Origin of the sequence: Streptomyces sp. DH10 (assembly GCF_029813805.1) — a bacterium.
In the GTDB taxonomy this organism is placed as follows: Bacteria; Actinomycetota; Actinomycetes; order Streptomycetales; family Streptomycetaceae; genus Streptomyces; species Streptomyces coeruleofuscus.
On record NZ_JARVKU010000001.1, the window covers coordinates 611074 to 629789 of the forward strand.

Annotated in this window: 19 protein-coding genes; 7 read left to right on the top strand and 12 right to left on the bottom strand. The window is 72.8% G+C overall.

Annotated elements, in window-relative coordinates; translation table 11 throughout:
• Positions 1–3 precede the first annotated feature (3 nt).
• Genes QC385_RS02615 through QC385_RS02630 form a run of 4 tightly spaced genes read right to left on the bottom strand, consistent with a single transcriptional unit; the run spans position 4 to position 4026 of the window.
• Positions 4–1209 carry a sensor histidine kinase gene (locus tag QC385_RS02615; RefSeq protein ID WP_279539590.1) on the bottom strand — a complete coding sequence of 402 codons (1206 nt, stop codon included), beginning with the start codon at positions 1207–1209 and terminating at the stop codon, positions 4–6.
• The gene (locus QC385_RS02620) at positions 1206–2918 is read right to left on the bottom strand and encodes a sodium/solute symporter (RefSeq protein ID WP_279539591.1); all 1713 of its coding nucleotides are present in this window, start codon (positions 2916–2918) and stop codon (positions 1206–1208) included. Before QC385_RS02620 ends, QC385_RS02615 begins: the two co-directional genes overlap by 4 nt.
• A complete protein-coding gene (locus QC385_RS02625) occupies positions 2915–3274 on the bottom strand; it encodes a hypothetical protein (RefSeq protein WP_279539592.1) in 360 nt (119 codons plus the stop codon). The genes QC385_RS02620 and QC385_RS02625 overlap by 4 nt, the downstream gene beginning before the upstream one ends.
• Before the next feature lie 2 nt (positions 3275–3276).
• Positions 3277–4026 (bottom strand): LytR/AlgR family response regulator transcription factor, encoded by a 750-nt coding sequence (locus QC385_RS02630; protein ID WP_279539593.1) that lies wholly within the window; start codon positions 4024–4026, stop codon positions 3277–3279.
• Between the two features lie 123 nt (positions 4027–4149).
• Between QC385_RS02630 and QC385_RS02635 the strand changes: the two genes are divergently transcribed.
• The 5 genes from QC385_RS02635 to QC385_RS02655 all read left to right on the top strand — a co-directional run bounded on the left by QC385_RS02635 (position 4150) and on the right by QC385_RS02655 (position 10789).
• Positions 4150–4665 (top strand): Lrp/AsnC family transcriptional regulator, encoded by a 516-nt coding sequence (locus QC385_RS02635; protein ID WP_279539594.1) that lies wholly within the window; start codon positions 4150–4152, stop codon positions 4663–4665.
• A gap of 126 nt (positions 4666–4791) precedes the next feature.
• Entirely contained in the window at positions 4792–5613 is an 822-nt protein-coding gene (ddaH, locus tag QC385_RS02640; protein ID WP_279539595.1) for a dimethylargininase, read from the top strand.
• Entirely contained in the window at positions 5610–6863 is a 1254-nt protein-coding gene (gene rocD / locus QC385_RS02645) for an ornithine--oxo-acid transaminase (RefSeq protein ID WP_279539596.1), read from the top strand. The genes ddaH and rocD overlap by 4 nt, the downstream gene beginning before the upstream one ends.
• 136 nt (positions 6864–6999) lie before the next feature.
• On the top strand, positions 7000–9480 hold the full coding sequence (locus QC385_RS02650) for a SpoIIE family protein phosphatase (protein ID WP_279539597.1): 2481 nt from the start codon (positions 7000–7002) through the stop codon (positions 9478–9480).
• A 67-nt stretch (positions 9481–9547) separates the two neighbouring features.
• A complete protein-coding gene (locus QC385_RS02655; protein WP_279539598.1) occupies positions 9548–10789 on the top strand; it encodes a PP2C family protein-serine/threonine phosphatase in 1242 nt (413 codons plus the stop codon).
• A 7-nt stretch (positions 10790–10796) separates the two neighbouring features.
• On the opposite strand, the gene QC385_RS02660 is transcribed toward QC385_RS02655, so the two are convergent.
• Complete coding sequence (locus QC385_RS02660; RefSeq protein WP_279539599.1) at positions 10797–11252, bottom strand: RpiB/LacA/LacB family sugar-phosphate isomerase; 456 nt, start codon at positions 11250–11252, stop codon at positions 10797–10799.
• Between the two features lie 319 nt (positions 11253–11571).
• Between QC385_RS02660 and QC385_RS02665 the strand changes: the two genes are divergently transcribed.
• Both QC385_RS02665 and QC385_RS02670 read left to right on the top strand, forming a co-directional pair.
• Complete coding sequence (locus QC385_RS02665) at positions 11572–12294, top strand: lysophospholipid acyltransferase family protein (protein WP_279539600.1); 723 nt, start codon at positions 11572–11574, stop codon at positions 12292–12294.
• A gap of 58 nt (positions 12295–12352) precedes the next feature.
• The gene (locus QC385_RS02670; RefSeq protein WP_279539601.1) at positions 12353–13378 is read left to right on the top strand and encodes an NAD-dependent epimerase/dehydratase family protein; all 1026 of its coding nucleotides are present in this window, start codon (positions 12353–12355) and stop codon (positions 13376–13378) included.
• Positions 13379–13397: 19 nt separating this feature from the next.
• Here the strand turns inward: QC385_RS02670 and QC385_RS02675 are convergent, their stop codons facing one another.
• The 7 genes from QC385_RS02675 to QC385_RS02705 form a co-directional block, all read right to left on the bottom strand.
• Positions 13398–14177 carry an urease accessory protein UreD gene (locus QC385_RS02675; RefSeq protein WP_279539602.1) on the bottom strand — a complete coding sequence of 260 codons (780 nt, stop codon included), beginning with the start codon at positions 14175–14177 and terminating at the stop codon, positions 13398–13400.
• Positions 14159–14848, bottom strand: a complete 690-nt coding sequence (ureG, locus tag QC385_RS02680) for an urease accessory protein UreG (protein WP_279539603.1) — start codon at positions 14846–14848, stop codon at positions 14159–14161. Before ureG ends, QC385_RS02675 begins: the two co-directional genes overlap by 19 nt.
• 53 nt (positions 14849–14901) lie before the next feature.
• A complete protein-coding gene (locus QC385_RS02685; protein ID WP_279539604.1) occupies positions 14902–15576 on the bottom strand; it encodes an urease accessory protein UreF in 675 nt (224 codons plus the stop codon).
• 9 nt (positions 15577–15585) lie between these two features.
• Positions 15586–17307, bottom strand: a complete 1722-nt coding sequence (locus QC385_RS02690; RefSeq protein WP_279539605.1) for an urease subunit alpha — start codon at positions 17305–17307, stop codon at positions 15586–15588.
• Positions 17300–17611, bottom strand: a complete 312-nt coding sequence (locus QC385_RS02695) for an urease subunit beta (protein ID WP_086852527.1) — start codon at positions 17609–17611, stop codon at positions 17300–17302. The genes QC385_RS02690 and QC385_RS02695 overlap by 8 nt, the downstream gene beginning before the upstream one ends.
• A gap of 11 nt (positions 17612–17622) precedes the next feature.
• Positions 17623–17925 (bottom strand): urease subunit gamma, encoded by a 303-nt coding sequence (locus QC385_RS02700; protein ID WP_279539606.1) that lies wholly within the window; start codon positions 17923–17925, stop codon positions 17623–17625.
• A 113-nt stretch (positions 17926–18038) separates the two neighbouring features.
• Positions 18039–18686 carry a TetR/AcrR family transcriptional regulator gene (locus QC385_RS02705; protein WP_279539607.1) on the bottom strand — a complete coding sequence of 216 codons (648 nt, stop codon included), beginning with the start codon at positions 18684–18686 and terminating at the stop codon, positions 18039–18041.
• Between the last annotated feature and the right edge of the window lie 30 nt (positions 18687–18716).

Sequence of the window (18716 nt, forward strand, 5' to 3'; positions counted from 1 at the left end):
GGCTCACTCCGGGATCAGCCGTCCGGCCGAATGCACGCCCGGCTGGTACTTCGGGAGCCGGACGGTGATCTTCATGCCCGCGCCCGTGGCGGTCTCGATGACGAGGCCGTGGTCGTCGCCGTAGACCTGGCGGAGCCGGTCGTCGACGTTGGAGAGCCCTATGCCGCCCGAGGGGCTGACCTCGCGGGCGAGGATACGGCGGAGCAGTCCGGGGTCCATTCCGGCGCCGTCGTCCTCGATGACGACCAGGGCCTCGGCGCCCGCGTCCTGGGCCGTGATCTGGATGTGGCACTTGTCGGTCTTGCCCTCCAGGCCGTGCTTGACGGCGTTCTCGACGAGCGGCTGGAGGCACAGGAAGGGCAGGGCGACGGGCAGTACCTCCGGGGCGATCTGGAGGGTGACGGAGAGGCGGTCGCCGAAGCGTGCCCGAACCAGCGCCAGGTAGTGGTCGATGGCGTGGAGTTCGTCGGCGAGGGTGGTGAAGTCACCGTGCCGGCGGAACGAGTAGCGGGTGAAGTCGGCGAATTCCAGGAGCAGTTCGCGGGCGCGCTCGGGGTCGGTGCGGACGAACGAGGCGATCACCGCGAGCGAGTTGAAGATGAAGTGCGGGGATATCTGGGCCCGCAGCGCCTTGATCTCGGCCTCGATGAGGCGGGTGCGGGACTGGTCCAGGTCCGCAAGCTCCAGCTGCACGGACACCCAGCGGGCCACCTCGCCAGCCGCCCGGACGAGGACCGCGGACTCGCGGGGCGCGCAGGCGACGAGGGCGCCGTGCACGCGGTCGTCGACGGTGAGCGGGGCGACGACCGCCCAGCGCACCGGGCAGTCGAGGAGATCGCAGGTCAGCTGGAAGGCCTCGCCGCGGCCGGTCTCCAGGGGGCCGGCGAGACGTTCCATGATCTCGGTGCGGTGGTGGGCGCCGTCGCCGTCCCAGACCAGGACCTGTTTGCGGTCGGTCAGGCAGAGGGCGTCCGTGCCGAGCAGGGAGCGCAGTTTGCGGGCGGACTTGCGGGCGGTCTCCTCCGTCAGCCCGGCCCGCAGCGGGGGCGCGGCGAGGGTGGCGGTGTGCAGGGTCTCGAAGGTGGCGTGTTCGACGGGGGTGCCCAGTCCGCCGAGGCTCTGGGGGCGTACCGTGCGCCGGCCGAGCCAGACGCCCAGGGCCAGCACCGGGAGTACGGCGACGCACAGGCCGGCCAGGAATCCGCTCATGCCGTCACCTCCGTGCGCAGTTCCTCGGGCAGGTGGAACCGGGCCAGGACCGCCGCCGTGCCCGGGGGCACCCGGCCGGGGGTGGCCAGGGACACCAGGATCATGGTGAGGAAGCCCAGCGGCACCGACCAGAGCGCGGGCCAGGCGAGCAGGGCGTGCAGCGTGCCCTCGCCCGGGTAGCCCGTCATGGTCGCGGCGACGGCGAGCAGGGCCGAGCCGCCGCCGACCAGCATCCCGGCGGCCGCGCCGGGCGGGGTGAGCCGCCGCCACCAGATGCCGAGGACGAGCAGCGGGCAGAAGGAGGACGCGGACACGGCGAAGGCGAGCCCCACCGCGTCGGCGACCGGGAGCCCGCCGACCAGGACGCTCGCCGCGAGGGGCATGGCCATCGCGAGGACGGTCCCGAGCCGGAAGTGCCGTACGCCCCGCGCGGGCAGGACGTCCTGGGTGAGCACGCCCGCGACGGCCATGGTGAGCCCCGATGCGGTGGACAGGAACGCCGCGAAGGCGCCGCCCGCCACCAGCGCGCCCAGCAGGTCGCCGCCCACTCCCCCGATGATGCGGTCGGGCAGGAGGAGGACGGCGGCGTCCGTGTCGCCGGTGAGGGTGAGTTCGGGGGCGTAGATGCGGCCGAGGGCGCCGTAGACGGGCGGCAGCAGGTAGAAGGCGCCGATCAGGCCGAGGACCGCGACGGTGGTGCGGCGGGCGGCGACGCCGTGCGGGCTGGTGTAGAAGCGGACCACGACGTGCGGCAGGCCCATGGTGCCGAGGAACGTGGCGAGGATCAGCCCGTACGTGGCGTACAGCGGGCGTTCCTCGCCGCTCTCGGCCGGTGCGGGCGACAGGTCGCCGCCGCCGCTGCGCTGCGCCTCGGGGACGGCCGTTCCCCCGGCGAAGGTGAGCCGGGTGCCGCGTTCGACGCGGTGGGTGCCGGCGGGCAGGTCGAGGCGGGTATCGGTGTGCGTGCGGCCGTCCACGGTGCCGGTCACCGTGACGGTGAGGGGCCGGTCCAGTTTCAGGTCGATGCTGTCGCCGACGCGGACGACGCGCTGCTCGCGGAAGGTGGCCGGCTCGTCGAAGGCGTGGCGGGGGGCTCCGTCGCTCTGCCAGGCGAGGACCAGGAACAGGGCGGGGACGAGCAGGGCGGTGAGTTTCAGCCAGTACTGGAAGGCCTGGACGAAGGTGATGCTGCGCATGCCGCCGGCGGCGACGGTGGCGGTCACGACGACGGCGACGATCACTCCGCCGAGCCAGTCGGGCGCCCCGGTCAGCACCGTCAGGGTCAGTCCGGCGCCCTGGAGCTGGGGCAGCAGATACAGCCAGCCCACGCCGACGACGAAGGCACCGGCCAGCCGCCGTACCCCCTGAGAGGCGAGGCGGGCCTCGGCGAAGTCGGGGAGCGTGTAGGCGCCGGAGCGGCGCAGCGGGGCCGCGACGAAGAGGAGCAGGACCAGGTATCCGGCGGTGTAGCCGACCGGGTACCAGAGCATGTCGGGGCCCTGCACCAGGACGAGGCCCGCTATGCCCAGGAAGGAGGCGGCGGAGAGGTACTCGCCGCTGATGGCGGCGGCGTTGAGGCGGGGGCCGACGGTGCGGGAGGCGACGTAGAAGTCGGAGGTGGTGCGGGAGATGCGCAGGCCGAAGGCGCCCACGAGGACCGTCGCGATGACGACCAGGGCGACGGCGGGGACGGCGTAGTGGGAGTTCATCGGTCTTCGACGAGGCGTACGAAGTCGCGCTCGTTGCGCTCGGCGCGGCGGACGTACCAGCGGGCGAGCAGGACCAGCGGGGCGTAGAGGCCGAAGCCGAGGACGGCCCATTCCAGGCGGCGGGCGTCGGGCATCGCCGCGAACAGCAGCGGCAGGGGGCCGACGAGCAGGCCGAGGATCGCGAAGACCGTGAGGGCGGCGCGCAGCTGGGTGCGCATCAGGGAGCGGACGTAGGTGTGGCCGAGGGTGGTCTGTTCGTCGATCTCGGTGCGCGGGCGGTAGTAGCCGGAGGCCCGGCCGGCCCGGCGGGGCGGGCCGGTGACGACGACGCGGCGTTCGGTGTGGTCCTGGGGCACCGTCACTGCCTCCTCATGAGCAGGTCGCGCAGTTCGCGCGCGTGGCGCCGGCTGACCTGGAGTTCCTCGGAGCCGACGAGGACGCTGACGGTGCCCGCGTCGAGGCGGAGTTCGCCGATGTGGCGCAGGGCGACGAGGTGGCGGCGGTGGATGCGGACGAAGCCGCGGGAACGCCAGCGCTCCTCCAGGGTGGACAGCGGGATGCGGACCAGGTGGCTGCCCTTGTCGGTGTGCAGGCGGGCGTAGTCGCCCTGGGCCTCGACGTGGGTGATGTCGTCGACGGCCACGAAGCGGGTCACGCCGCCGAGCTCGACGGGTATGTGGTCGGGGTCGGGCTCGCTCACGGGTATGCGGGGCGCGGTGCCGCGCAGCTCCGCGGCCCGCCGTACGGCCTCGGCGAGCCGTTCCTTGCGGACGGGCTTGAGGACGTAGTCGACGGCCTTGAGGTCGAAGGCCTGGACGGCGAAGTCCTCGTGGGCGGTGACGAACACGACGAGCGGCGGCCGGGCGAACCCGGTGAGCAGCCGGGCCAGGTCGAGCCCGTCGAGGCCGGGCATCTGGATGTCGAGGAAGACGACGTCGATCGCCTCGGGCCCGCCCGGACCGGATTCCAGGGCGCGGTTGATGCGGCGCAGCGCCTCGGTCGCGTCGCCGGCGCCCTCCGCGCTGCCGATGCGGGGGTCCGCGTGCAGCAGGTAGAGCAGTTCCTCCAGCGAGGGGCGTTCGTCGTCGACAGCCAGGGCGCGCAGCATGAACCCGGAGTGTAGGGGCGATCCGCACGTCTTGACATGTGCCGGGGGCAGGATGTCCGCGCTGGAGGAGGTGGCCGCGCCGGGCCGGGCGCGGGACGGGGTGCCGGTGGATACAGTGCCCGCATGAGCAGCAGGTCCACGCCGTTCGACGAACTCGACCGGAAGATCATCACCGCGTTGATGGCGAACGCCCGGACGTCCTTCGCCGAGATCGGCACGGCGATCGGGTTGTCGGCCACGGCGGTCAAGCGGCGGGTCGACCGGCTGCGGGAGACGGGTGTGATCACCGGGTTCACGGCCACGGTGAAGCCGTCGGCGCTGGGCTGGCGCACCGAGGCCTATGTCGAGGTGTACTGCGAAGGTGCGGCCCCGCCGCGGCGGCTGGCGGAGGTCGTGCGCGACTACCCGGAGATCACCGCGGCGATGACCGTGACGGGCGGTGCGGACGCACTGCTGCACGTGCGGGCGCGGGACGTGGAGCACTTCGAGGAGGTGCTGGAGCGGATCCGCCAGGAGCCCTTCATCCGGAAGACGATCAGCGTGATGGTGCTGTCCCATCTGCTTCCGGAGAGTCCGGAGGCGGGTGCCAGCCAGCCGGCGCCGGAGGCGGTCCCGGGCGGCGCACCAGGCGTGCGCTGACGGGCCTCAAGACGCAGCGTTCCTGCGTGGACGCGCAACCTTTGTTCCTTGTCGGCCACCTCTGTCAGTTCCTACCGTTGTGTCAACCCCCAGTCACACACCGTGAGGAAGCGGAGGGACCCCTCTGTGCCCGACTCCCGTGTGCCGCGCCGGCGGCGCTACCTCGTCTGCGAGCCCAGACACTTCGCCGTGCAGTACGCGATCAACCCGTGGATGCGTCCCGGCGAACCCGTCGACGTCATCCGCGCGCTGGACCAGTGGCAGGCGCTGGTCGACGCCTACCGTGCCCACGGCCATACCGTGGACACTGTGAAACCCGTGCCCGGTCTGCCCGACATGGTCTTCGCCGCGAACGCGGCGGTCGTCGTCGACGGCCGCGTCTTCGGCTCCCTCTTCCACGCGCCCGAGCGGCGTCCCGAGTCCGTGCCGTACGAGGCGTGGTTCAAGTCGGAGGGCTACGAGGTCTACCACCCCGAGTCGGTGTGCGAGGGCGAGGGAGACCTGGTGCCGGCCGGCCGCTGGATCCTGGCCGGGACGGGCTTCCGTACCACCCGTGAGGCCCACAGTGAGGTGCAGGAGTACTTCGGGATGCCGGTGATCAGCCTGACGCTGGTGGACCCGTACTTCTACCACCTGGACACCGCGCTGTTCGTCCTCGACGACGACAACATCGCCTACTACCCCGAGGCGTTCTCGCCGGGCAGCCGCGAGGTGCTCGCCCGGCTGTACCCGGACGCGGTGCTCGCCACCCGCGAGGACGCGATGGCGTTCGGGCTCAACTCCGTCTCCGACGGGCGGCACGTGTTCATCTCTCCGGGGGCGACGGGCCTGGCCGGCCGGCTCGCCGGCCGTGGCTACGTCCCCGTCCCCGTCGACCTGTCCGAGTTCCAGAAGGCCGGTGGCGGCATCAAGTGCTGCACCCAGGAGATCCGGGAGATCCGCTCATGACCGCACCCGTCCGCACCGAGGACCCGCAGGGGAGCCGTGGCTCGCGGGAGACCCGTGGCTCGCAGGAGCTCATCCGCGCGGAGGAGCCGGTCCTCGCGCACAACTACCATCCGCTGCCCGTGGTCGTCGCCCGTGCCGAGGGCGCCTGGGTGGAGGACGTGGAGGGGCGGCGCTACCTCGACATGCTGGCCGGCTACTCGGCGCTGAACTTCGGCCACCGGCACCCGGCGCTGATCGAGGCCGCCCACCGCCAGCTCGACCGGCTGACCCTGACGTCCCGCGCCTTCCACAACGACCGGCTCGCCGAGTTCGCCGAGCGGCTGGCGGCGCTGACCGGGATGGACATGGTGCTGCCCATGAACACCGGTGCGGAGGCGGTGGAGAGCGGGGTGAAGGTGGCCCGCAAGTGGGCGTACGACGTCAAGGGCGTCCCGGCCGACCGGGCGACGATCGTGGTCGCGGCGGACAACTTCCACGGCCGTACGACGACGATCGTCAGCTTCTCCACCGACGAGACCGCCCGGGCGGGCTTCGGGCCCTTCACGCCGGGCTTCCGGATCGTGCCGTACAACGACCTGGCCGCGCTGGAGGCGGCGGTCGACGAGACGACGGCGGCGGTGCTGATCGAGCCGATCCAGGGCGAGGCGGGCGTGATCATCCCGGACGACGGCTATCTGGCCGGCGTACGGGAGCTCACCCGCCGCAAGGGCTGCCTGTTCATCGCGGACGAGATCCAGTCCGGGCTCGGCCGTACGGGCAGCACGCTGGCGGTCGAGCACGAGTCGGTCGTGCCGGACGTGGTGCTGCTGGGCAAGGCGCTGGGCGGCGGCATCGTGCCGGTGTCCGCGGTGGTCGGGCGCCGGGAGGTGCTCGGGGTGCTGCACCCCGGGGAGCACGGGTCGACCTTCGGCGGCAACCCGCTGGCGGCCGCGGTCGGCACGGCGGTGGTCGAGCTGCTGGAGACGGGCGAGTTCCAGCGCCGCGCGACCGAGCTGGGCGCGGTCCTGCGGGACGGCCTGACCGGCCTGGTCGGCAAGGGCGTCGTCGGCTTCCGCTCGCGGGGCCTGTGGGCGGGCGTCGACATCGACCCCGCGCTCGGTACCGGCCGCGAGATCAGCGAGCGCCTGATGCGGGAGGGAATCCTGGCCAAGGACACCCACGGCTCCACGATCCGCCTGGCCCCACCGCTCACCATCACCACCGAGGAGCTCGAGGGGGCACTCGGGTCGCTGGAGAAGGTGCTGCGGTAAGAACGCCACGGCCCGCCCCCACCCCACACACCCCGAGCCTCCCCGGCCGGCCCCGCACAAGCCGCCCCCACATGCCGGAAGGGTGAAGATTGAGGCAAGAGGTGGTAGACCACTCTCAGCGACAGAGAGGTCGGCCGTGGGCGAACACGAGGAGTACGGCGTTGCCCGGCAGCGGTTCGACGTGGCCGACGCCGCGCCCCTGTTGCTCGATCCGCAGGGCGTGGTGACGGGCTGGACCGGTGAGGCCGGGCGGCTGCTGGCGTACCCGGCCGCCGAGGCGGTCGGCAGGAAGCTGGCGGATCTGCTGACGGCCGAGGACGCGCAGCGCGTGCCGGACCTGGTCGAGCGGTGCCGCAGGGACGGTGGCTGGACGGGGCTGCTGACGGCCCGTCGCCGGGACGGGCAGCCCGTGAGGGTCGCGGCCCGGATCACCCCGGCCGAGGAGGCGCACGGCGGTGCGCGCTGGCTGGCGCTGCTGTCGGAGCTGGCCGACGCGCCCGGCTGGGACATGAGCCGCACGGTGCTGGAACGGATGGTGTCCGACGCCCCGGTCGGTATCGCGGTCGTGGACACGGACCTGCGTTTTGTGTGGTCGAACGCCGCCCTGGAGCAGTTCGGCGGCGGACCGCCGGCCCGGCGGCTCGGCCTGCGCTTCGCGGACGTCCAGCCGGGCCTGGACGCCCAGGCGGTCGAGGCGCAGATGCGGCACGTGCTGGAGACCGGCGAGCCCGTGGTCGGGTACGAGCACGTGGGCCGTGTGCTGTCGGCTCCGCTGCGCGAGACCGCGCACATGCTGTCGTTCACCCGGCTCGAGGACGACCGGGGCCGCCCGATGGGCGTGTACTACACGGTCGTCGACATCACCGAGCGGCACCGCGCCCGGCAGCGGCTGGCGCTCCTGGACCGTGCCAACGAGAGCATCGGCCGCAGCCTGGACCTCACGCGCACCGCGCAGGAACTGGCCGACGTGGCCGTGCCGGGACTGGCCGACCTCGTCACCGTGGACCTGCTGGAGACGGTGCTGCGGGGCGCCGAGCTGACGCCCGGGCCGCTCGTGGACACCGATCGGGTGGCGCTGCGCCGGGCGGGCAACAGGGCCACGGAGGAGTGCGGCCCGGAGGCCGTCGTCGGGGTCGGCGAGGTGACGGCGTACCCGGCCGGGTCACCCCCGGTCCGCTGCCTGACCACGGGACGGCCCTGGCACGTGGAGCGGCTCGATCCGCTGGACCGGGTATGGGTCACGGACCTCCCGGGCGGCCGGCGGCCCACGTTCTCGGAGCTGGGCCTGCACAGCGTGATGATCGTGCCGGTCCGGGCGCGCGGCACCACCCTGGGCATCACCACCTTCTTCAGGCGGCACGGCCGGGAGCCCTTCGACGAGGAGGACCTGCGGCTGGCCGAGGACCTCGTCTCCCGCGCGGCCGTCTGCGTGGACAACGCCCGGCGCTACACGCGCGAGCGCGACGCCGCGCTCGTTCTCCAGCGCAGCCTGCTCCCCCACCGGCTGCCCGAGCAGGACGCGGTCGAGGCGGCCGCGTGCTACCGGCCGGCCGACGAGCTGACCGGTCTGGGCGGCGACTGGTACGACCTCATCCCGCTGTCCGGGGCGCGCGTCGCGCTCGTCGTGGGCGAGGTGCCCGGGCACGGCATCGACGCCGCCGCGGCCATGGGGCAGTTGCGGACGGCCGTCCGGACGCTGGCCGCTCAGGATCTGCCGCCCGAGGAGGTGCTGGCGCACCTCGACGACCTGGTGGCGCGGTCGGCCCGGGAAGAAGGCGCCGAACCGGGCGCGGCGGGCTCCGCGGGCACGCAGTGCGTGGGCGCCGGGTGCGTGTACGTCGTCTACGACCCGGTCGACGGCGGGTGCTCGATGGCCGCCGCCGGGCATCCCGCACCGGCCGTGGTGCTGCCCGACGGCTCGGTCACGTTCGTCGATCTTCCGCAGGGGCCGCCGCTCGGCGTGGGCGGTCCGCCCTTCGAGGCGGTCGAGCTGTCCCTCGTGGAGGGCAGCACCCTCGCCCTGCACACCGACGGGCTGCTGGCCCGGGGAGAGACCTGGGCCGTCGACGCCGGCCGGGAACGCCTGCGCCGGGCACTGGAAGGGGCGGGCCCGCTGGACGCGCGCTGCCGGAACGTCGTCGACGCGCTGGTCCCGGCGCGCCCGTACGACGACGTGGCCCTGCTGATGGCCCGTACGAAACGCCTCGGCACCGAGCAGGTCGCGGCCTGGGACCTGGACCCCGACCCGGCCCTCGTCGCCGACACCCGCCGTACGGCCACCCGGCAGCTGTCCCACTGGGGGCTGGACGAGCTGGCGTTCACGACGGAACTGGTGGTGAGCGAGCTGGTCACCAACGCCATACGGCACGCCACCGGACCCATCCGGCTCCGGCTGATCCGGGAGCGCGCCCTGGTCTGCGAGGTCCTGGACAGCGGCGCCACCGCGCCCCACCTGCGCCATCCCCGTACGACCGACGAGGGCGGGCGGGGTCTGCTGCTGGTCTCCCAGCTGACCCAGCGGTGGGGCACGCGGTTCGTCCCCGACGGGAAGATCATCTGGGCGGAGCAGTCCCTGACGGAGCTCGCCGAGCTGCCCGTGGCGGCGCTTCTGGAGTGAGGCCCGGGCCCGGTTCCCCCATACCGTGGGAAACTGGTCTGATCCCGGCAGTGGTAAGGCGGCGGCCATGACGGATTCGGCGATCGACTACACGGCGGTGTTCCAGACCCTGCCCGGCATGGTCGCGCTGCTGACGCCCGAGCTGGTGTACGCGGATGTCAACGACGAGTTCGTCCGGGTGTCCGGGCGCCCCCGCGAGCAACTGGTCGGGCGCTACCTGTTCGACGTCTTCCCCGACAACCCCAACGACCCCGCCTCGACGGGCATGCGCAACCTGGAGGCCTCGCTGTACCGGGTCCTGGCGACCGGGGAGCGCGACGCCATGGCCCTCCAGCGCTACGACGTGGAGGATCCCGAGCGGCCCGGGGAATGGCAGGAGCGCTACTGGAGTCCGGTGAACGCGCCGCTGCTCGGCCCCGACGGCAAGGTGGCGCTGATCCTGCACCGCGTCGAGGAGGTCACGGAGCTGATCCGGGCCCGGGGCCGCTCGGGAGGGAGCCGGGGCGGCCGGTCCCGGGTCCTGGAGGCCGAGCTGTACGCCCGCGCCCGCGAGCTCCAGGAGCTCAACGAGCGGCTGCGTCAGGCACACTCCCGGGAGCGCGAGGTGGCGCTGGCCCTCCAGGAGGCGATGCTGCCCGACCGCCGCCAGGTCAGCCCCCACCACCGGGCCGCCGTGCGATACCGCCCCGCCGTGGGCGCGCTCAACGTGTGCGGGGACTGGTACGACCTGGTCGATCTGGTCGACGGCCACCGCGTCGGCGTGTCCGTGGGCGACGTGGTCGGGCACGGGCTGGGGGCCGCCGGTGTCATGGGCCAGCTGCGCAGCGCGCTCAGCGCGGCCTCCCGGGTCGCCGAGGGCCCGGCCCAGGCCCTGGACGTCCTGGGGCGCTACGCCCACGTGGTCGACGGCGCCGAGTCGGCGACCGCCGTGACGACCTTCATCGACTTCACCCGGCACACCATCACCTACAGCAGCGCCGGTCATCCGCCGCCCATGCTGGTTCACCCCGACGGCCGCGCCGAGTTCCTCGACGGCGCCACCGACACGCCGCTCGACGCCCGCCCCGACCCGATTCCGAGACCCCAGGCCCAGACGACCTTCACTCCGGGCGCCACCCTGGTGCTCTACACCGACGGCCTGGTCGAGCGGCGCGGCGAGGACATCGACACCGGCCTGGCCCGTCTCGCGGACGCGCTGTACCGGAACCGGGACCAGGATCCCGAGGCCCTCGCCGACACCGTCCTGCTGGAACTGCTGCCGCCCGGCGGCGCCACCGACGACACCGCGCTGATCGTCGTGCGGCTGTGACCGTGACCTACCGGCGGGTGTTGCCGTGGTCGAGCAGCCTGACGCGGTCCACGTTCTGCCGGTCCTCGGCGTCCCTGCTGGGCTCGCCGGCGAACCACGCGTCGAGGATCTCCTTCAGCAGCGGCTCGGACGTGAGCCGCAGGCTGAGCGCGAGGACGTTGGCGTCGTTCCAGCGGCGCGCCCCGTCGGCCGTGTAGGCGTCCGTGCACAGGGCGGCCCGGACGCCCGGCACCTTGTTCGCGGCGATCGAGGCACCCGTGCCGGTCCAGCAGCACACCACGGCCTGGTCGGCCGTCCCGTCGGCGACCTCGCGGGCCGCGGCCTCGGAGCACACCGCCCACTGGGGGTCGTCGCCGGGACGCAGGGCGCCGTGCGGGCGCACCTCGTGCCCTCGGTCGCGCAGCGCGGCCACGAGGGAGCGGGCGACGGGCTCGTCCATGTCCGAGGAAACAGAGATCCGCATGCTTCGCAGACTACTCGGGAAGGCCGCAAGAGCAGGTGGTTGGCCAGGCACCCCTCGTATCCCGCCACGCCACGCGTTCGGCTTGCCGGTCACCCGGGTGGAGCAGCACGCTGGTCCCGCGGTCCTCCCCAGCCGCATGAGCACCATCGGATGCACCTTGCTGACTGACCGTCAGTCAATCGGTGAAGGATCGGCATGGTCCGGTCGCACGAGGTGCCCGGTGGCCACGCCTGCACCTACACTGGCACCCCACGACATGCCGGTTGACCTGCTGGAAAGCGGCGGTTGAGTCCACCGCGAGAGTCGAGGAGCGCCCGCTTTGTTCTACTACCTGCTGAAATACGTGCTGCTCGGGCCGCTGCTGAGGCTGGTCTTCCGCCCTCGGATAGAAGGCCTGGAGCACGTTCCGGCGGAGGGCGCCGCCATCATCGCCGGCAATCACCTGTCGTTCTCGGACCACTTCCTGATGCCCGCCGTCCTCAAGCGGCGCATCACCTTCCTCGCGAAGGCCGAGTACTTCACGGGCCCGGGCATCAAGGGGCGGCTGACGGCGTCCTTCTTCCGCAGTGCCGGGCAGATCCCCGTCGACCGCTCCGGCAAGGACGCCGGGCAGGCCGCGATCCGCGAGGGCCTCGGCGTGCTGAGCAAGGACGAGCTGCTCGGCATCTACCCGGAGGGCACCCGCTCGCACGACGGCCGGCTCTACAAGGGCAAGGTGGGCGTCGCGGTCATGGCCCTCAAGGCCGGTGTCCCGGTCATCCCCTGCGCGATGATCGGCACCTTCGAGGCCCAGCCGCCCGGCAAGGTCATCCCCAACGTCCACCCCGTCGTGATCCGCTTCGGCAAGCCCCTCGACTTCTCCCGCTACGAGGGCATGGAGAACGAGAAGGCCATCCTGCGCGCCATCACCGACGAGATCATGTACGCGATCCTCTCCCTGTCCGAGCAGGAGTACGTCGACCAGTACGCGGCCGTCGTGAAGGCCGAGGAGGCCGCCGCCGCCGCGAAGGAGCGGAAGTTCCCGCGCCTGCCGCTCACTTGAGGCTTTGCTGTCGGCAGAAGCCGTCCCCCCGGCCGCCTCGCCCCTCTACGGTCGCAGCATGAGACGTGCTGTGGTGATCGGGGCCGGCGGGCAGATCGGACGGCCCGCGGTGGAGGCGCTGGCGCGGGACGGCTGGGAGGTGACGGCCGCGTCGCGCGGCGCAGCCCGGGACGAGAGCTGGCCCGGCGAGGTACGGACACGGCGGCTGGACCGCGAGGACGACGCGGCGCTCGGCGCGCTCATCGGTGACGGCTGCGACCTCGTCGTCGACATCGTCGCCTATGGGGCCCGGCACGCGCGGCAGTTGACGGCTCTGGCCGACCGCGTCGGCTCGGCCGTGGTCGTGTCGACGGTGTCGGTGTACGGGGACGGCACGGGCCGCGGCTTCGACACGATGAGCGAGCCGGGCGGCTTCCCGCAGTACCCCGTGCCCGTACGGGAGGACCAGCCGACGGTTCCGCCGGGGGACGCCACGTACAGCACCGGCAAGGCCGCCCTGGAGAGGGAACTCATCGCGGCGGGCGACCGGTTGCCCACGACCCTGCTGCGCGCGGGCGCGATCCACGGCCCCCACAGCCCGCTCCCCCGCGAGCTGTACTTCGTGAAACGGAACCTCGACGGCCGGCGCAGGAGGGTGCTCGCCCACCGGGGTGAGAGCCTCTTCCACACGTCGGCCGCCCGCAACATCGCCGAACTGATACGGCTGGCGGCCGCACGACCCGGCTCGCGGGTCCTCAACGCCTGTGATCCGCAGCCTCTGACGGTGGCCGGGATCGGGTCGGCGGTGGACGCCGTGATGGGGGTGGAGACGGAGACCGTCCTGGTGGACGGTGCGGCACCCTCGCCGTCCGTGGGCAGCTCCCCGTGGTCGGTGGAGCTGCCGGTGGTCTTCGACATGTCCGCGGCGGAACGGGAGTTGGGCTACCGGCCGGTCGTGTCCTACCCCGAGAGCCTGCCCGAGACCGTGGACTGGCTCACCCGCCGGCTGTCCGGGCAGGACTGGACGGACGCGTTCCCGGCTCTCGCACGGATCTACCCGGACCTGTTCGACTACGCGGCGGAGGACGCCTGGTTCGGGGCGTGAGCGGACGCTACCTCTACCTCTACGTCTGCGCGAGTGACGCCAGTGCCTCGTCGAGCAGCCGTCGCAGCCGCAGCGCGTCCGGCGCCACGGCGGTCACAAGGGCGGCGGGACCGGCGAGCGGGACGACCGAGGCCCCTTCCCCGAGGGCCCGGGCCGGCACCGGCTCGGTGGCGAACTCCGGTCGTACGACGAGCAGTTGCCCGACCGCCCGGTGCCCCGCCAGCACCGCGGGACCGTCCCAGCCGCCCGGCGCGCCGGGCCCGCAGGCCAGCTCCTGGTCGAGCACGGCCTGCCCGGCGACCCGCACGGTCAGCCGGCTCGTCAGCCGCCCGGGTTCCTCACCCGCCCGCCCGAGCACCTGCTCCTCACGCAGCACCAGCCGGGCCGTGGCGGCGAGCTCGACGCGGGTCGTGACGTACAGGTCGCTGCCCTGGGCGGAGATCAACTGCTCGGGCAGCCAGTGCAGTTCGGCCCGGTCGGCGACGTCGAGCCGGACGTCGTAACGGGCCTCTCCCTTGGTCTGCCCCGGCAGGGCGATGGTGGCTGCGGCCGAGCCGACGGACAGCAGCGCATCCTCCTCCAGCCGGGCGCGCACGGTGAAGTGGTCGCCGCCGAGCGGTCCGCTCATCGCCCCGACCAGCATGACCCGTGCCTCGGCACCGCTCCCCCGGGTGCGCCGCAGCGCCAGCGGCCCGTCGCTCTCCAGCACGGGCAGGGCCGTCCCGCCCCGGCCGTCGTCCCGGGCGACGATCGTCGCGACGGACCGCACGCCGGAACTGTTCACGGCCGTGCCGCCCACGCGGCGAGCTGCGCACGCACCCAGGCGGCGACGTCCGCCACTCCGGGCTCGCTCCGCAACGACTGGAAGACGACCGGCAGTTCGGCCCGCTGCGCCTTGGCGTCGGCCGCCATCCGAGCGAGGTCGGAGCCGACGTACGGGGCGAGGTCGGTCTTGTTGACGACGAGCAGGTCTGCGGTGGTCACACCCGGCCCGCCCTTGCGCGGAATGTCGTCGCCTCCCGCCACGTCGATCACGAAGATCTGCGCGTCGACGAGCCCCCTGGAGAAGGTCGCGGTGAGGTTGTCCCCACCGGACTCCACGAGAACCAGGTCCAGCGGCCCGACGGCGTCCTCCAGGTCCTCCACCGCTTCCAGGTTGGCGGAGATGTCGTCCCGGATCGCGGTGTGCGGGCAGGCTCCCGTCTCCACCGCCGTGATCCGCTCGGGCGGCAGCACGGCCTCCCGGAGCAGGAACTCGGCGTCCTCGCGGGTGTAGATGTCGTTGGTGACGACCGCGAGGGACAACTCGTCCCGCAGCGCGCGGCACAGCGCGGCGACGGTGGCGGTCTTCCCGGAACCGACGGGCCCGCCGAGTCCGATGCGCAGGGCGCGGCGGCCGCCGTCGGGCCGCAGGGCGTCGGCGCTCACGGCGCCGGGGCCGTCGTGGGCGTGGTCGTGGTCGAGGTGCATGGGGCGGCTCCTACGTTCTTGTCCGGCTGATTCGATTGGCGGGGGGGATCTGCCTAGGAGGCGAACAGCCGCACGGGCCAGCTCGCGTGCATCTCCGCCCCGATCTCCAGCAGCGGCGCCGACCGCGCGGGCAATGCGTCGACGCCCTCGTCGACCACCCTCCGCGCCGCCTCCACCGCCCGGTCCACCACGCGGTCCGCCTCCGGTGCCAGCCGGGCCAGTACCCCGGTCGCGTCGAAGGGATCCAGACTCAGCAACCGCACCGTTGCCGAGGCCGGCCCGCTGACGCTCTCGTACGCCGCGCAGTACGCCGCGTCGACGGGCCCGAGACCGGCCGCCCTCGCCGCCAGCCCGAGCACCACCGGCTGATGGGCTCCCTTGGGGAACTCCCTGGCCAGCGCGTCCAGTTCGGCGGACGGCCAGGTCGCCCGGGCGGCCCGCATCAGCTGCCGCCCCAGCTTGCGCGCGGCGACGCGCAGCGCGGGCGAGGGCGTGCGGGCGTCCGCGGCACGGTCCAGCGCGACGGGGTCGATTCCCAGCGCGGCGGCCGCCGCGAGGGCCGCCGCCACCGAGCCGGCCGTGTGCAGCCGCCCCCGGCAGAAGTCCGCCAGGCTCGCCGCTCCGGTGATCCGCCCGGCCTTGACCGCCGCCTCCGCGCCGCCGGAGTGGGCGTGGCCACCGGCGGGAAAGCGGCCGTCGGCCAGGACGAGAAGTGCCGCACGTGACATCAGGCGTCCTCAGAACAGGAAGTACCGCTGGGCCATGGGCAGTTCGGCCGCCGGCGCCGCTTCGACCAGCTCCCCGTCGATGTGCACGGCGAAGCTGTCGGGATCGACCCGTACCTCGGGCCGGGCGTCGTTCTCCCGCATGTCGGCCTTGGTGACCCCGCGCGTCGACTCGATCGCCACGAACCGCTTCCCGAGGCCCAGCCGCTCCGGCAGCCCGTCCTCGACGGCCAGGGGGGCGACGAAATTCAGGGAGTTGGCGGCGGGTGCCCGCCCGATCGCCCCGAACATCGGGCGCGGCAGGACCGGCTGCGGTGTGGGGATGGAGGCGTTGGCGTCGCCCATCTGCGCGTAGGCGATCTGCCCGCCCTTGAGGACGAGTTGCGGCTTGACGCCGAAGAACGCCGGCTCCCACAGCACCAGGTCGGCCAGTTTGCCGCTCTCGACGGAGCCGATCTCCCGGGCCAGGCCCTGGGCGAGTGCCGGGTTGATCGTGTACTTGGCGACGTACCGGCGCGCCCGGCGGTTGTCGGCGCGGCCGTCCCCGGGCAGCGCGCCCCGGCGCCGCTTCATCACGTGGGCGGTCTGCCAGGTCCGCATGATGACCTCGCCCACGCGCCCCATGGCCTGCGAGTCGGAGGAGATGATCGAGATCGCGCCCAGGTCGTGCAGCACGTCCTCGGCGCCGATCGTGGAGGGCCGGATGCGGGACTCGGCGAAGGCCAGATCCTCCGGCACGGCCGGGTTGAGGTGGTGGCACACCATCAGCATGTCGAGGTGTTCCTCGGCGGTGTTGACGGTGAACGGCCGGGTCGGATTCGTGGAGCTCGGCAGCACGTACGGCTCGGAGACCACGGTCATGATGTCGGGCGCGTGCCCGCCGCCCGCGCCCTCGGTGTGGTACGCGTGGATGCCCCGCCCGCCGATCGCGGCGAGCGTGTCGCCGACGAACCCTGCCTCGTTGAGGGTGTCCGTGTGGATGGCGACCTGGATGCCGGTCTGCCCGGCGACGGTCAGCGAGGCGTCGATGACGGCCGGTGTCGACCCCCAGTCCTCGTGCAGCTTCAGGCCGAGTGCGCCGCCCCGGATCTGCGACAGCATCGCCTCGTGGGAGACGGTGTTGCCCTTGCCGAGCAGGCCGATGTTGAGCGGGTAGGCCTCCATGGCCTCCAGCATCCGCGCGATGTGCCAGGGCCCGGGGGTCACGGTGGTGGCCTTGGAGCCCTCGGCCGGGCCCGTACCGCCGCCGACGAGGGTCGTGATGCCCGAGGACAGCGCCTCGTCGGCGATCTGCGGGCAGATGAAGTGCACGTGGGCGTCGATCGCGCCCGCCGTCAGGATCCGCCCGTTGCCGGAGATGACCTCGGTCTCGGGGCCGATGACCAGGTCCGGGTGGACGCCGTCCATGGTGTCAGGGTTGCCGGCCTTGCCGATCCCGGTGATCCGCCCGTCGCGGATGCCGACGTCGGCCTTGACGATGCCCCAGTGGTCGATGATCACCGCGCCGGTGATGACGGTGTCCGGCGTGCCCTCCGCCCGGGTGGCACGCGCCTGGCCCATGGACTCGCGGATGACCTTGCCGCCGCCGAAAACGGCCTCGTCGCCGGCGAGCCCGGGCCCGCCGGAACGATCCTCCTCGATCTCGACCAGCAGATCGGTGTCGGCGAGCCGGATCCGGTCGCCGGTGGTCGGGCCGAACAGGTCGGCGTACGCGGCACGCGAGATCTCAGGCATCGAGGGCACCTCCGGTCTCCCCGCGCAGACCGGGCACGACGCGGGCGCCGGTCAGCGGAACGAGTTCGACGTCGACGGGGATCCCGGGTTCGAAGCGCACGGCCGTGCCGGCGGCGACGTTCAGCCGCTTGCCGCGCGCGGCGGCGCGGTCGAACTCCAGACCGGGGTTGGCCTCGGCGAAGTGGTAGTGGGAACCGACCTGGACGGGCCGGTCGGCGGCGTTGAGGACGGTGAGCCGGGTGACCTCGCGGCCCTCGTTGTACGCAATCGGGTCATCGGCGAAGAGGATCTCTCCGGGAATCATCGAGACCTCTCTCAGACGATGGGCTCGTGGACGGTGACGAGCTTGGTGCCGTCCGGGAAGGTGGCCTCGACCTGCACGTCGTGGATCATCTCCGGGATGCCCTCCATGACGTCGTCCCTGGTGAGCAGCTTGCGCCCGGAGGCCATGAGCTCGGCGACGGTACGGCCGTCACGCGCGCCTTCGAGGATGTGCGACGTGATGAGGGCGACAGCCTCGGGGTGGTTGAGCCTCAGCCCACGGGCCCGGCGCTTCTCGGCCACGTCGGCCGCCACGTGGATCAGCAGCCTCTCTTGCTCGTGCGGGGTCAGTTGCACGTCCCACCTCACAGTCCTCGCTCCGGACCGTGCGGGGCCCGGTTGCCGCGGCCACGGGGCAAAATGCCAGGTGGCGTGGATCGGCAGGCTAATTGGACCGCGTTTCGAGCACGTTAACCGCGCTGTGATCCACCGGTCGTGGCGTCCTCGTCCCGCATGCTCATCAGTGCCCGCAGACCGTCCCGGAGGATCTCGACCGGGGCCGGCCCGACGATGGACTGCTGTGCGATGAACCCGAGCACGGCGGCGATCATCGTGCGGGCCACATGGTCCGGCGCCACGTCCGCCCGCATCATCCCGGCCTCCTGGTAGCCCTCGACGATCCTCCCCCAGGCCGCGCGGACCGAGCCGTAGCCCTCCCGCAGGAGGGCCGCGAGCTCCTCGTTGCGCAGCGTCTCCGTCCACACCTGGATGACGAGCCGCGGAAAGGCGGGCCGGCCGTCGACGACCAGGGACTCACGAGCGGCGAGCGTCTTGCCGAGGACGGAGGCGACGAGTTCGTCGGGCGGCGGGGGCGGACTCTGCCGGGCCGCTTCCTCGAAGGCTCCGCGGACCGACCCGAGCACCTCGGCGACGATGGCTCCGATCAGCTCCTCCTTGCCGCTGAAGTAGCGGTACACCGCCCCCGCCGAAAGGTCGACCTCCTTCAGCACGTCCTGCATGGACGTGGCGTGGAAGCCGTTGCGGGCGAAGCAGAGCGCGGCGCCGTCGAGGATCTGGCGGCGGCGGGCGTCGAGATGTTCCTGGGACACGCGGGCCATGATCCCCAACGTAAAACGAATATTCATTCT

What these genes read in the sequence shown, in the direction of transcription:
- QC385_RS02630 (WP_279539593.1), bottom strand. Translation starts at nt 4,026, where the DNA reads ATGCTGCGCGCCCTGGCTGTCGACGACGAACGCCCCTCGCTGGAGGAA.
- QC385_RS02695 (WP_086852527.1), bottom strand. Translation starts at nt 17,611, where the DNA reads ATGATTCCCGGAGAGATCCTCTTCGCCGATGACCCGATTGCGTACAAC.
- QC385_RS02705 (WP_279539607.1), bottom strand. Translation starts at nt 18,686, where the DNA reads ATGGCCCGCGTGTCCCAGGAACATCTCGACGCCCGCCGCCGCCAGATC.
- QC385_RS02615 (WP_279539590.1), bottom strand. Translation starts at nt 1,209, where the DNA reads ATGAGCGGATTCCTGGCCGGCCTGTGCGTCGCCGTACTCCCGGTGCTG.
- QC385_RS02685 (WP_279539604.1), bottom strand. Translation starts at nt 15,576, where the DNA reads ATGTCACGTGCGGCACTTCTCGTCCTGGCCGACGGCCGCTTTCCCGCC.
- QC385_RS02670 (WP_279539601.1), top strand. Translation starts at nt 12,353, where the DNA reads ATGAGACGTGCTGTGGTGATCGGGGCCGGCGGGCAGATCGGACGGCCC.
- QC385_RS02635 (WP_279539594.1), top strand. Translation starts at nt 4,150, where the DNA reads ATGAGCAGCAGGTCCACGCCGTTCGACGAACTCGACCGGAAGATCATC.
- QC385_RS02620 (WP_279539591.1), bottom strand. Translation starts at nt 2,918, where the DNA reads ATGAACTCCCACTACGCCGTCCCCGCCGTCGCCCTGGTCGTCATCGCG.
- rocD (WP_279539596.1), top strand. Translation starts at nt 5,610, where the DNA reads ATGACCGCACCCGTCCGCACCGAGGACCCGCAGGGGAGCCGTGGCTCG.
- QC385_RS02690 (WP_279539605.1), bottom strand. Translation starts at nt 17,307, where the DNA reads ATGCCTGAGATCTCGCGTGCCGCGTACGCCGACCTGTTCGGCCCGACC.
- QC385_RS02660 (WP_279539599.1), bottom strand. Translation starts at nt 11,252, where the DNA reads ATGCGGATCTCTGTTTCCTCGGACATGGACGAGCCCGTCGCCCGCTCC.
- ureG (WP_279539603.1), bottom strand. Translation starts at nt 14,848, where the DNA reads ATGCACCTCGACCACGACCACGCCCACGACGGCCCCGGCGCCGTGAGC.
- QC385_RS02655 (WP_279539598.1), top strand. Translation starts at nt 9,548, where the DNA reads ATGACGGATTCGGCGATCGACTACACGGCGGTGTTCCAGACCCTGCCC.